This window comes from Streptomyces sp. NPDC050703, assembly GCF_040654435.1.
GTDB lineage: Bacteria > Actinomycetota > Actinomycetes > Streptomycetales > Streptomycetaceae > Streptomyces.
Map to the genome: position 1 here is coordinate 275,443 of NZ_JBFAHX010000006.1, position 12,563 is coordinate 288,005.

Genomic DNA, 12,563 nt, shown 5'->3' on the forward strand with positions numbered 1-12,563 from the left:
GAAGAAGTCAGGCGGCTTCTACGACGGTTGCGGGTGCCTTCGAAGCGGCGTCGACCAGCGGCCGGAAGCGGTCCAGCTCCGGAAGATCCGGGGTGAGATGCGCGTGCTTGTTGCAGGCACTGACCGCGCGGCGCATTGAGGTGTGCGGGGTGCGGATGCGCGTCCACTCGCCGGTGGAGTAGCCGACAATCGCCATGCCACGGCGCGTGTTGGGAATCTGCGTGGCGGCGAACACCGCATGCGGGGAGATGTCCCCGAAGGTCATCTTGGCGGTCGACTCGTCGTTGACGCGGTGCACGATCCGACCCGTGAGCTGCGCGCGGAGCATGGTGATGCCGTCCCCGAGTTCGGAACCGAAGCGCTGACCGTAGATGTCAAGGAACATGCCCGCGGCGCGGCCGAGCTGAGCCAGGCGGACCAGGGCGGTGATGATCCGATCCCGGCGGGGATCGTTGCGCTTGGCGCTCATAACGATCTCAGCGATCTCGTCGATGGTGATCACGACGGGGACCGGGCGCAAGGACTCCGGGAGATCCCAGATGTTCGCGGCGATCTCCGCATCCGGGGTATCGGCACTGATCCGCTGTTCGCAGCGGATCAGTTCATAGATGCTCTCCATGCGCTGCACGAGCGCTTCCAGCAGATCGGCGGCATCGTCACGGTTGTCGGCCAGGGCGGAGAAGCGGCGCGCGAAGGGACCGAGTTCGATCTTCTTGCAGTCGATGCCGACCAGGGCCACCGGCTGTGAGGCGAGTTCCTTGATCACGGTGCGCTGGAAGACGGACTTGCCCGACTGCGTGGCACCGGCGGTCACCGAGTGCGGAATCTCGCGGTAGTCGCGGTAGTGCACCGAGCCGTCCTCCACCAGCGCCACCGGGACCTTCAACAGGCCGCGGTCCGTCTTCACCGGCATGCGCACAGTCTTGAGGACATCAAAGCCGGTCAGCGTGATCTCGATGATGCCCGGCTTGATCTCCCGCGAAATGACCTGATGCACGGCGAAGGAGTGCCGCAAGCGATCCGCGGCGGCGGAGAACTCGAACGCATCCTGTCCGGGCCACATCCTGATCCGCAGCTTCACCCCGGTACGGGTGGGGCGCAGCCATAGCAGCCGAGGAACCCTCTGGCGGGGAACCTCCCGCTTGAACGTGCGTGCCATGGCCAGCCGGAAGCGGGAGGCCGGCATCGTCAGGTGACAGGCATCCATCACATCCGCGTAGCGCAGCCGGATGCGCACCACCGTGAAGACGATCCCGAAGCTCATCCAGTACCAGGCGGGGCGCTGCCACCGCAGCAGACCCGCAGCAGCGACGACCGCCAGCACGAAGGCGAATAGCCACCCCATGATCAGGCAGCCTTGGGCTTCGAGGCACCCGCGGCGAGCGAGGTAACCGCGACCGCACGGAAGGAGATGCCGTGCCGCTTGCCGTTGCCGAAGTCGTTCTCCCAGGGACGGGCGATCAGTCCGGTCAGCGCCACGGGCGTGCCCATCACCAACTCACCGGTCACGCCCGGCTCAGGGACCGTCACGGCCAGAAGCTCCACCTCGTCGTTCGCGGAGAACATGACCTCCACGGTCATCAGCGTCGCGCCGGTCTCGGCATCGGTCGCGACCTCACCGGTACGCCGGTCCTTCACCTTCGGCTGCGGGGGCTTGGCCACCATCACGGCGGCGGTGGAGGTGTCGACGGGAATCTGACGCATCGTCTGTCTCCTGCTCTAGCGGTGTTGTTGCCGCCGTTTAGCGGTGAGATCAGGAGACCGCGAAAGGTAGTGGACACATCACGGTCCGTATGGACGTTTGGGGACGTCTCCGCTATCGTCAAAACGTCCCTAGTGGTCCTGCGGAAGGTCACATCATGGCGAACGAACGTCTGCGCGCTGCGATTTCAGCAAAGGGCGAGACGATCCAATCCGTGGCCGAGCACGTCGGAGTTGACCCGAAGAGCGTCGAGCGGTGGATCACCACCAACCGAACTCCACACCGAGGGCACCGATGGAAGACCTCTGGTTTCCTGGGCATTGACGAGATCTATCTGTGGCCGACGGTCGAGAAGCAGGCCGAGAAGGCCAGCACATCAGAACTGATCACGTACTACCCGCACCGGGGGGCTGTGCCTACCGCACTCTGGTCCTCCCTGATTGAGAGGGCGACGGATCAGGTCGACATCCTTGTCTACGCCGGGCTGTTCTTGTTCGACAGCCACCCTGATCTCCCCGACCAGTTGGCGGAGAAGGCGAAGGCCGGCGCGCAGGTCCGCGTTCTACTCGGCGACCCAGACTCCGAGGCCGTCCGCCAGCGTGGCGAGGAGGAAGGCATCGGCAACGACCTCGCAGCTCGGGCCCGGATCACCCGCCGGTACATAGAGCCCGCCATGGCGACACCAGGGGTCGAGGTCCGGCTGCATGACACGATCCTTTACAACTCGATCTATCGCTTCGACGAGGATGTGTTGGTGAACCCTCACGTTCTCGGAGCGCCAGCCGGCCAGAACCCAATGATGCACTTCCGGTACCTTCCGGGTGCCCGGACCTTTCGGCACTACATGCGCAGTTTCGACTACGCATGGGAACGCGGCCGGGCGGCATGACAGGGCACGGGCGTGCGACGCTAGACGTATGGCTCGCGTCGACTACGTCAATGATCCGAACGCACCGAAGGCGAACAGCCTCGTCCCCTCAGTGACTGCCGTTGCCCGCAATGGAGCCGGCGAGGTTCTGCTGATTCACAAGACCGACAACGACCTATGGGCCCTGCCTGGCGGCGGTGTCGACTTGGGAGAGTCAGCACCCGACGCAGCGGTACGTGAGACCAAGGAAGAGACGGGCTTCGACGTGGAGGTCACCGGCATCGTCGGGACCTACACCGACCCCAGGCACGTCATGGCGTACGACGACGGTGAGGTACGTCAGCAGTTCTCAATCTGCTTCCGTGCCCGCATCCTCGGTGGTCAACTCCGTACCAGTAGCGAGAGCAAGGAAGTAGCGTTCGTAGCACCCGACAGGCTGCACGAGCTGAACATTCACCCTTCAATGCGGATGCGGATCGAGCGCGGCCTTGATGACCAGGCGGAACCCTACGTCGGTTGAGAAGCCACGCGGATACGCGTTCGCTCGACGGCATCCTTGAGGTATGGGCGCGCCTTGCTGATCGCGTTGTGGACCTCGCTACCTGGCTCGTAGCGCACAAGGATTTCGTCGATCCGCGTATCGAAGTCGAAGGACTGTCCAGCGGGGCCGGTCGTCATGTCCGCGTAGATCAAGGCATCCAGGACCGGGGAGTCTTCCCGGTCATAGACAGCCAGTTGCGCCGACAGCCCCCGCTGTTCCGCCTCGTACACGGCTCCAGAGTGATGGGCGACCAGCCGCACGAGACGTACAGGCGCACCCAGCGCCTCCAGATGGCGAGCCCCGTCGAGGGGGTGAAACCCGGTATCACGCAGTTGAGGGGCGTACCCGATGTCATGCAGCCAAGCAGCAGCAACGAGGAGCCCCCGGTCAGGGTGAGGGACAGCCGTGGAAACCTCCTGTGCCCGAGCGGCTACGGCCTGAGTGTGGAGCCAGCGGTTGCCGAGCGGGGGAAGTAGCGACTCGGCGAGTTCCGCCGCTCCGCGGGGCGTGTCCAGTGCAGAAGGCATGGACGAAACGGTAGCCGAGGCCACCGACAGGCCGACAGGTCACGTCGAGCGGGCACGGGACCTGAGCGCGGTAGAACTTTCCCTACTTCATCAAGGCTCGCTGCGCTCGCGGCCGCCCATGCCAGCCGCGAGCGCCAACCAGCCCTTGGCCGGGGCCTTGGCCCCTGGTGACGCGGGTGAGCCCGCCGCGTACCGCCGCCGCGATCCGGCCTTGGAGGGGGAAGACCCCAAACAACCGTAGGACCACAAGGCGCACGCACGGACACACAAACACCCCAACAAGACCAAAAACCCGAGCCGCCCCCGAAGGGGATCAATCCAAGGGACCGAGGGCCGCACACAGCGCGGCGGCGCCGGCCGGCCGCCGCCACGCTGCCTCTATGTCTCCGCCACCGGCTGCGCGGCGGCGTCCGTCCGTCGCCCCACACAGCGGCCAAAACCCAGCACCGGGACATAGGGCACAGGGGATAGCCGCACAGCAGGTCACAGACGCTTTGGGTTCCCGAATAGGCCGGATCGCGGCGGCGGTACGCGGCGGGCTAACCCACTACCCGTGGCCGTTGCCCCAAGCCCGGATGGTTGACCCCCACCAGGGCCATGAGCGGCCCCAGCGCGCACGCCTCGAAGGCAGCAGGAAGACCACCCGGCGTCCCAACCAGGCAGGCCCGCACGCCTGGCCGAGCCCGCAGCAGTTCCCAGCGTGCGCCGGCACCAGACCACCCTGCCGACCGTGGACCACCACTCGCCGCGGTGAGCAGGAGGCGGGGAAGGATGAGGCGGGGTGGGGGTGGGGTGGGGAAGGTGGGGGCTGGGGCGGTCGGCTCCACGGCTTTAGGCAGCCACTTTGGGGCGAGCCTCTAAGATCATGGCCCCGATTCGGACCTTGCGGGCAGGTCCACTGACTGCCCGAATCGCGATGAGCTTAAGGGGCCATGATCACTCGCCCCAAAGCAGCTCCCGCCCAAAGCCGCTCCACCGACCTCACGTTTTCGGCCAACCTCTGAACCGGGCAAGAGGCGGCGCAACACCCAACCCACGCTGAACCAACACGCAAGTACGTGTAAGTACTCGTGCTACTTGGTACGTCTCAGGCCAAGCGCCTCGTTGCTGGAAGTGAGTGGCAGCGCATGCGGCCGGATCCGAACCCTGCGGTCTCGCTGCTACGGTCAACGACAGGCGTCTGATCCGTTACCCCAACACCTGGGTAGTACACGGGCAGTTGGGACGCCACGCCTGTTACAGTTCCTCAAACTGCACACAGCGAAGACCCGTATGGCGTTGAGTCTTGGCGGACGCGCCGTACGGGTCACTCGAAGGAGCCGATCATGCCCAAGCCCGATCGACCACCACAACCTGAAACCTATGGCGTACGCCATAGGTTATGCGTTACTGAGGACAGTACAGCCATGAGATCCGACGAAGCAACTAAGTGGTATCCGGCAGCAGCGCTGATCACCGCATTCGCCGCTCTCCTCCAGGCTCTGACGGGGCTGGCAGTCGTGTTGCTGCACTACTTCTGACCGGTCAAGCAGCGTGCCCCCTGTGTGCCCGCTCAACGGGTGGCTGACAGGGAGCCGCGGGGAACCTCGGGGCGAGCGGAGGGAACCCGCAGGTCACCGTTTCCCCAGCTCAGCGTGGGCGTAGCTACGCGATCTTCCAAACTAGCTACGCGGGTTCGATTCCCGTCGCCCGCTCCACCACCTCCGGCCCGGTCCGCTGAAATCCCAGCGGCCGGGCCGGTGGCGTATCCGCGTACGCCACCGCGCGCCGGCCGTCCGCGCCGGGTCAGAAGCTGATGGAGTTGATGGTCTCCGCCAGCTCGTTCAGGAAGCGGTTTATGGACGGCGCCATGCCCGTGGACGCCAGGAAGAATCCGAAGAGCACCGCGACGACCGCGGGGCCCGCCTTGAGAGACCCCCCTCGGATCAGCACTACGAGGATGATCGCCAACAGCAGCACCACTGACAGCGAAATTGCCACACTGATCACACCCTAGGTCGGTCGCTCTCCCGGCCCGGGGGGTACGGCCGCGCACTCCCCCGCCACGACCCATCGTGCCACCAACGCGCCCCCCTTATGCGGCCGGTGACGCATCGTCGGCCAAGGCTTCCGCGTCCGTGACCGCGGGGATGCCCTTGGGGCGCATGTGCCTGGATGGCCGCCACGGCATTTCGGCGACCTGCGGGCACGCGTAATTCGGCTTGATCGTTTCTGTTGCCACACACGATGTTCGCAGGAAATTCGAATTGCCGCCGGAGACACATCCGGGCACGTTCACCCGCCGACCTAACGGACATTCGACCGGAGTCGCCTCCGGGTTTTATGCCCCATTTTTACCGGATGAAATGTGACGTATCGGGCGCCCAGGTGTGAGATCTTCCTGTACTACGAGACGGAATCGCGGGTACCTGGTCGCGATAAGCGGTAATCGCCTCAGGGATAGACACGGATTGGGCGGACGGAAGTGAACAGGGTTTTACGAAGACACTGCGGCGACGCTAGGGTGCGTCAGATGTTCCACGCTGCCACCATCCCCCCAGGCGCAGTGCGGTCCCGGGTCGTCCCACCGAGCTCTGGGTGGGAGGGCCTGTGACGAACTCGGTGCACCCGCACGGACGCCATCGGGCGCCGCTCCCCCCGGCCCAGATGCCGACGGCCGGAGTCGCCTCCCGCACCCTCACCCATCCGACCCGGCAGCCCGCCGCCGCTCCCCCCACCTCCAGCGGTCACCGCGCGGCCGAGAGCGGGGCCAAGCCCGCCAAGCAGCGCGACGCGTTCTTCGACAACGCCAAGTACCTGGCGATCGTCCTCGTGGCGATGGCCCACGCGTGGGAACCCCTGACGGACCACAGCCGTACGGCCGAGGCGCTGTACATGACCGTCTACACCTTCCACATGCCGGCGTTCATCCTGATCTCCGGCTACTTCTCGCGCAGCTTCGACATGCGCGCGGACCGCCTCAAGCGCCTGGTCACCGGCATCGCCGTGCCGTACGTGATCTTCGAGGTCGCGTACACGCTCTTCAAGCGCTGGGCGGACGACGACCCGGGTCAGCCGATCAGCCTGCTCGACCCCTGGTACCTCACCTGGTTCCTGGTCGCGCTGTTCGTGTGGCGGCTCACCGTGCCGCTGTGGAAGATCGTCCGCTGGCCCGTGCCGCTCGCCCTGGCCATCGCCATGCTCGCCGTGATCTCCCCGGACATCGGCGACGACCTCGACCTCCAGCGCGTGCTGCAGTTCATGCCGTTCTTCGTGCTCGGCCTCTTCATGAAGCCCGAGCACTTCCAGCTCGTACGCCGCCGCGAGGTGCGCGTCCTCTCCGTGCCGGTCTTCGCCGCCGCCGTCCTGCTCGCCTACTGGGCGGCGCCGCGCATGACGTCCGTGTGGTTCTACCGCCGCGACAGCGCCCAGGAGCTGGGGTTCCCGTGGTGGGTCGGCATCATGATGACGCTGGCGCTCTTCGGCTGCTCGGTGGTGCTCACCGCGTGCTTCTTCGCGTGGGTGCCGCGCCGCAGGATGTGGTTCACGGTGCTCGGCGCGGGCACGCTGTACGGCTACCTGCTCCACGGCTTCCTCGCCAAGGGCTCCCGCTTCTGGGGCTGGTTCGAGGACTACGAGTGGCTGCACCGGCCGTTCGGCGAGCTCTTCGTGACGGCGGTCGCCGCCACCGTGGTGACGCTGCTGTGCACGCCCCCGGTGCAGCGGATGTTCCGTTTCGCCATGGAGCCCAGGATGGAGTGGGCCTTCAAGCGGGACGCCGCGCAGCTCGCCAGGGAGCGGGCCAGGTCCTCGTAACGGGTGTCGTCCCGCGGTCCCGGCAGGGCGCGCACGCCGGCGTACTCCGCCGGCGTGCGCGCCCTCGTCGTTTCGTCGAGCACCGGGAGAGGCCCTTCGGGCCCCGCCCGGAAGCCCCTCAGTTCCGCAGGGCCGCCCTCGCCGGAATCGTCGCCGAGGCCAGGCCCAGCAGCAGGATGGCGGCCACGAAGGCGCCGTAGATCTGCGGCGGGATGTACGGGGCCTCGCCCGTGAGGCCGTTCATCATGGGGACCAGCGTGGCGAGCGCGATGCCGGAGCCGATGACGATGCCCGCGACCGCCACGATCAGGGCCTCCCAGCGGACCATCCGCAGGACCTGGCCGCGCGTGGTGCCGATCAGGCGCAGCGTGCCCAGTTCGCGGCGGCGGTCGAGGACCGTCATCACCAGGGTGTTGACGGCGGCGATGGCCGCGAAGCCGCCGAGGACGGCCGCCATGGTGGTGTTGGCCCAGGCGTTCAGCTCGCGGTCCAGGGACTGGGCGGTGGTGTAGCCGTCCCGGGTCGTCGGGGTGCCCAGGGCCGCGAGGGACTTGACCGAGCCGCCCTTCGTCCAGATCTCGGAGGGCAGGGGCGAGGTGACGTGGTGGCGTACGTCGGCGGCCGGCAGCGTCACCTGGGAGAGGCCGAGGCCCCTGCCGTACGTCGCCACGACCTTCGGCTCGGCCCTGGTGCCGTCGGGCAGGCGGATGGCGATGCGGTCGCCGGTGCTGACGTCGGCGGAGTGGGCGAGGTTCGTGTCCAGGGCGATCTCGTTCCTGCCGAGCTTCAGGGCCCCCGTCTCCACCTTCAGGTCCTGCACCTTCGCCAGGTCGGTGGCCGAGCCCGTGATGCCCTGGGCGGACGCGGACTGCAGCAAGGTGTCCCCCGCCGATTCCATCGGCACGAGCACCGACGTCCTGAGCAGCCCGACGGCCGCGGTGACCCCGTCGGCGCGGGCGGCCTCGCGCACCGCGCCGAGGGCGAGACCCGCCTGCGAGGTGACGATGTGGTCGGCGGTGATGCCGGCGCGCTGCTGGTCGGCGGCGGCCCTGTCCTGGCTGGTGTGCATGAAGACGAGGACGGAGGAGAAGGCCATGGCGAGCACGATGGGGGTGATCGCCGAGGCGAGCCTGCGGGCGTTCGTACGGGAGTTGGCGGCGGCGAGGGAGCCGGGGGCGCCCGCTCCGCGCAGCGGGAGGCCGAACAGGGTGGCGCAGGCGCGGGCGACCAGGGGGCCGAGCAGGGCCACGGCGAGCATGAAGAGCATCACGACGCCGAGGGCGGCGTTGGCCGCGTCGTCGCCGCTGGTCTGGGCGGCCACTCCGGAGAGGACGGCGCCGCCCGCCGCGGCGGCGACGCCGAGCGGTGTGCGGATCCAGCCGGCGCGCACCCGCTCCACGGAGGCCTCGCTGAGCGCCTCGCCCGGCTTGATGCGGGAGGGGCGGCGGGCCGCGAGGTAGCCGGCGCCGAGCGCGGTGAGGACGGCCGTGGCGACGGCGGCGGAGAGCGGGATGAACGAGACGGACAGCTCCACGGCGTCGGGGATGGCGCCCTTCTCCTTGAGCTGACCGAACCACCAGTGCGCCAGGGCGATGCCGGGCAGCAGGCCCACCGCGGCGGCGGCCGGCGCGACGAGCAGCGTCTCGGTGGCGATGGTGCGGCGGATCTGGCGCGGGGTGGTGCCGATGGCGCGCAGCAGCGCGTACTCGCGGGCCCGCTGGCCGACGGAGAGCGCGACGGTCCCCGCCGCGGTGAACACGGCGGTCAGGGCGGCGATGCCGCCGAAGGAGCCGCCGAGCGCGGTGAGCATCTCCTTGGCGTAGCCGAGGGTGGAGTCCTCGGCTCCGCCGCGGTCGTCGCCGGTGTGCACCTCCGCCTTGCCGCCGAGGGCCTTCGCCACCTGGGCCTTGAGGGTGTCGTCGGCGACGCCGGCCTTCGGCAGGACGGCGATGGCGTCGATCCGCCCGGGGTGCCCGGAGAGGCGTAGGGCGTCGGAGTCGGCGAGCCAGGCGACGGGCTCCGCCTGTGACGGGGCGACCGTGCCGGAGACGCGGAAGTCGCGCGGTCCCTCCGCCGTGACGAGGGTGGTGCGCTCGCCCACGGAGGCGCCGGGCGCGGCGAGGACGACCTCGCCGGGGTGCGGGGCGCGGCCGGCGGTCAGCTTCTCGCCGGTGAAGGCGGTGGAGCCCCAGCCGTGCGCGGTGACGGCCCTGTCGCCGGACCGCACGGGGAAGGTGACGTCGGCGACGGCGGTGCGGGCGCCGGGCACGGCGGCGGCCCTGGCCACCAGGGAGTCGTCGAGGCGGGCGCGGTCGGGCAGCGCGATGGACTCCTCGCTGCGGGTGTCGCCGCTGCCGGTGACGTAGTGCGCGGACTGGTCCGCGGCGGCGACGACGGGGGCTCCCGCGTAGCGGCCGGGCGGCACGGAGGCGCGGAGCCCGGTCTCCAGGAGGATGCCGCAGGCGGCGACGATCAGCGAGGCCATCATCAGCGCCACGAAGGTGCCGGCGAAGGCGGCGGGTTTGAAGCGGACGGCCGCTCGGGCGAGGCCGTTGGGCACGTACGCCATTACGCGGCCACCCCCGCGTAGGTGGGGGCGGTCAGGGCGGACATGCGGGCGGCGATCTGCTGGGCGGAGGCGCGCTCCAGGTGGTCGACGATGGCGCCGTCGGCCAGGAAGAGGACGCGGTCGGCGTGGGCGGCGGCCACCGGGTCGTGGGTGACCATGACGATGGTGGCGCCGTGGGCGTGCCCGCGCTCCGGGGAGTGCGTCAGGGACGGGCGGTCGACGGCGGAGCGCAGCAGGCCGAGGATCTCGGCGGCGGTGGTGGTGTCGAGGGCGCCGGTCGGTTCGTCGCCGAAGATCACGTCCGGCTCGGTGACCAGGGCGCGGGCGATGGCGACGCGCTGCTGCTGGCCGCCGGAGAGTTCGCCGGGGCGGCGGTGCCCCTTGTCGCCGAGGCCCACGCGGGCGAGTATCTCGGCGGCCTTGCGCCGGTCGGGGCGGTGGCCCGCGAGGCGCATCGGCAGGACGACGTTCTGCTCGACGGTCAGCGAGGGCAGCAGGTTGAACGCCTGGAAGACGAAGCCGAGGCGGGTGCGGCGCAGGGCGGTGAGCTTGTTCTCGCTCATGCCGGTGATCTCGGTGCCGCCGAGGTGGACGGTGCCGGAGCTGGGCCGGTCGAGGCCCGCCGCGCACTGCAGGAACGTGGACTTGCCCGAGCCCGAGGGGCCCATCACGGCGGTGAAGCTGCCGCGCGGCAGGGCGAGGTCGATGCCCCTGAGGGCGTGCACCGCGGAGTTCCCGCGGCCGTACTGGCGGCGCACCCCGCGCAGCTCGACGGCCCAGTCACCGGGGCGGACGCCCTGCATGGGCGGCGCCGGGACCGCTCGCGTCCCCTCTTCGGCCCGGTTCTTCCGTCGCAGCCCCATGGCTGTGCCTGCCTTCCGTTCGCTCGTCGCCGACCGGTGTTCCTGTCGATGTCTCGAACCTACGGATCGGGAGGTGGTGTGGACCATGAGGGCGGCTGGCGGACCTGAGGTGGGGAGAACCCCACCTCAGCGGCGGGGTTCTCCGGGGCGGGTGCGCCCGGAGAATCGTTTGGTAATCTAAGTATTGACGCGTTCTTGACGCTTCCTTTGCCTTGCGCACCTTCTGTACCCGCCGACACCGCAGATGCCCACACCGCAATGCCGACACCACAGATAGGAACGGGCCCATCGGACACGCAGACACCTTGATAGCCATGGGCGGCGCCTTCCTCGCCGCCGCCGTGCTCGCCCGCCTCGGCGGCCGCATCGGCCTCCCCACGATCCCCCTCTTCATCCTGGCCGGAATCCTCCTCGGCCCCCACACCCCCGGCGTGGTCCTGGTCTCCGACCCCCACGACCTGGAGATGCTCTCGGCGCTCGGCCTGGTCCTGCTCCTCTTCTACCTGGGCCTCGAATTCCACATGGACGACCTCAAGTCGGGCGGCCGCAGAATGGCCCTCGCCGGAGGCACCTATCTGGCGCTGAACGTCGGCGCGGGCCTCGGCTTCGGATTCGCGCTCGGCTGGGGCACCTCGGAGGCGCTGGTCCTCGCCGGGGTGCTCGGCATCTCCTCCTCCGCGATCGTCACGAAGGTCCTGGTCGACACCGGCAGGATCGGCAACCCCGAGACGAAGCCGATCCTCGGCATCATCGTCGTCGAGGACATCTTCCTCGCCCTCTACCTCGCGGCACTGCAACCCATCCTGTCCGGCGCCGACAGCCTCGCGGCGGCCGTGACGGACGGCGGCAAGGCCTTCGGGTTCCTGCTGCTGCTCGCCCTCGCGGCACGCTTCGGCACCCGGCTCGTGGGCCGCCTCTTCGACACCAGGGACGACGAACTCCTCGTCATCTCCTTCCTGGGCGTCGCCGTGTTCGTCGCCGGGGTCTCCGAGTGGTTCGGCGTCGCCGACGCCATCGGCGCCTTCATGGTCGGCCTGATGCTGGGCAGCACGGCGTCCGGCGACCGCATCCGCACGCTGGTGCACCCGCTGCGGGACGCGTTCGGGGCGATCTTCTTCTTCGCGTTCGGACTCTCCATCGACCCCGGCGACCTGCCGGTGGTGGTGTGGCCGGTCCTCGCGGCGGTCGCGGTGACGCTCCTGATGAACGTCCTGGCGGGCCTCGGCGCGGCGCGTGTGTACGGATTCGGGGCGGGCCCCGCGGCGAACATCTCCACCACGCTCCTCGCGCGCGGCGAGTTCGCGCTGATCCTCGCCACGATGGCGGCGGGCGCGGGCCTCGACGAGCGCCTCTCCCCCTTCATCGCGGGCTATGTCCTGCTGCTCGCGGTCCTCGGCCCGCTGGCCGCCGGACGCTCGGCGTGGCTGGCCCGGGTGCTGCCGGGCGGCCGGGCCCCGGCCCCGGCGGACGGACCCGGTCCCGGCGACCGCGCGGAACGGGCCACGGCGGACAGCGTCCCCTGACCCCTCGGGACGGCGGACGAAGAGCGACGGGGGCGGGAGGCGTGAGCCGCGACGGCCGCCCCCTGCGGCGGCTCGAAGGTGCCCCTGAAGATGGCCACCACCGGCCTCCAGCACGTGGCCGCCATGTACGCGGGCGTCGTCGCGCCGCCGCTGATCGTCGGCGCGGCCGTCGGCC

General features: G+C 69.3%; 10 protein-coding genes. 4 read left to right on the top strand and 6 right to left on the bottom strand.

Features of this window, described 5'->3' with window-relative positions; genetic code table 11:
• Positions 1-7: 7 nt before the first annotated feature.
• Complete coding sequence (locus tag AB0I16_RS08750; protein WP_363248583.1) at positions 8-1,345, bottom strand: FtsK/SpoIIIE domain-containing protein; 1,338 nt, start codon at positions 1,343-1,345, stop codon at positions 8-10.
• 2 nt (positions 1,346-1,347) lie between these two features.
• On the bottom strand, positions 1,348-1,704 hold the full coding sequence (locus AB0I16_RS08755) for a hypothetical protein (protein WP_363248584.1): 357 nt from the start codon (positions 1,702-1,704) through the stop codon (positions 1,348-1,350).
• 155 nt (positions 1,705-1,859) lie between these two features.
• Here AB0I16_RS08755 and AB0I16_RS08760 point away from each other — a divergent pair, with 155 nt between their 5' ends.
• Both AB0I16_RS08760 and AB0I16_RS08765 read left to right on the top strand, forming a co-directional pair.
• Positions 1,860-2,591, top strand: a complete 732-nt coding sequence (locus AB0I16_RS08760) for an XRE family transcriptional regulator (protein WP_363248585.1) — start codon at positions 1,860-1,862, stop codon at positions 2,589-2,591.
• Positions 2,592-2,619: 28 nt separating this feature from the next.
• Positions 2,620-3,090, top strand: coding sequence for an NUDIX domain-containing protein (locus AB0I16_RS08765; protein WP_363248586.1), 471 nt, complete (start codon positions 2,620-2,622; stop codon positions 3,088-3,090).
• Here the strand turns inward: AB0I16_RS08765 and AB0I16_RS08770 are convergent.
• Together AB0I16_RS08770 and AB0I16_RS08775 are read right to left on the bottom strand one after the other, a co-directional pair.
• Entirely contained in the window at positions 3,078-3,638 is a 561-nt protein-coding gene (locus tag AB0I16_RS08770) for an HDIG domain-containing metalloprotein (protein ID WP_363248587.1), read from the bottom strand. The two genes, AB0I16_RS08765 and AB0I16_RS08770, sit on opposite strands and share 13 nt — an antisense overlap.
• 1,785 nt (positions 3,639-5,423) lie before the next feature.
• Positions 5,424-5,618, bottom strand: a complete 195-nt coding sequence (locus AB0I16_RS08775; RefSeq protein ID WP_062774008.1) for a hypothetical protein — start codon at positions 5,616-5,618, stop codon at positions 5,424-5,426.
• A gap of 609 nt (positions 5,619-6,227) precedes the next feature.
• On the opposite strand from AB0I16_RS08775, the gene AB0I16_RS08780 reads away from it, so the two are divergent.
• A complete protein-coding gene (locus AB0I16_RS08780) occupies positions 6,228-7,433 on the top strand; it encodes an acyltransferase family protein (RefSeq protein WP_363248588.1) in 1,206 nt (401 codons plus the stop codon).
• A 118-nt stretch (positions 7,434-7,551) separates the two neighbouring features.
• On the opposite strand, the gene AB0I16_RS08785 is transcribed toward AB0I16_RS08780, so the two are convergent.
• Positions 7,552-10,002 (bottom strand): FtsX-like permease family protein, encoded by a 2,451-nt coding sequence (locus AB0I16_RS08785; protein ID WP_363248589.1) that lies wholly within the window; start codon positions 10,000-10,002, stop codon positions 7,552-7,554.
• Positions 10,002-10,805, bottom strand: a complete 804-nt coding sequence (locus tag AB0I16_RS08790; RefSeq protein ID WP_363248604.1) for an ABC transporter ATP-binding protein — start codon at positions 10,803-10,805, stop codon at positions 10,002-10,004. Before AB0I16_RS08790 ends, AB0I16_RS08785 begins: the two co-directional genes overlap by 1 nt.
• Before the next feature lie 374 nt (positions 10,806-11,179).
• Here AB0I16_RS08790 and AB0I16_RS08795 point away from each other — a divergent pair, with 374 nt between their 5' ends.
• Positions 11,180-12,388: a cation:proton antiporter gene (locus AB0I16_RS08795; protein ID WP_363248590.1), complete on the top strand. Its 1,209-nt coding sequence runs from the start codon at positions 11,180-11,182 to the stop codon at positions 12,386-12,388.
• The last annotated feature ends 175 nt before the right edge of the window (positions 12,389-12,563 follow it).